Below are 282 nucleotides of genomic sequence, written 5' to 3'. Positions count from 1 at the left end.
ATATTCAACTTCGTAAAAAGCGGGATCATCAGGCTGCCTATGCCTTCATGAAAAGATTAGTAAAACATTTTGGAGAACCTACGGTTCTCACTACAGACAAAGCGCCAGCATTACTTTGCGCATTTAACAAATTAAGAAAACAAGGATTTTATCAAACTACCATCCATTGTACAATCAAGCATTTAAACAATCTTATTGAACAGGATCATAGGCATGTAAAAAGACGTTTTGCCAAATCTGCAGGATTTCAAAATCTTCGCCATGCTTCACGTACGATAAAAG

The 282-nt window shown here is 36.5% G+C and carries 1 protein-coding gene; it reads left to right on the top strand.

Translation table 11 applies throughout. The features are described from left to right. On the top strand, positions 1-282 hold a 282-nt coding region (locus HRG09_RS28510; RefSeq protein ID WP_174104124.1), incomplete at both ends, for a DDE-type integrase/transposase/recombinase.

It is taken from the genome of Bacillus sp. Xin1 (assembly GCF_013314535.1).
In the GTDB taxonomy this organism is placed as follows: domain Bacteria; phylum Bacillota; class Bacilli; order Bacillales; family Bacillaceae_G; genus Bacillus_A.
Note: the sequence above shows the minus strand (reverse complement) of the source record. Positions and strands in the feature narration are given on the sequence as shown.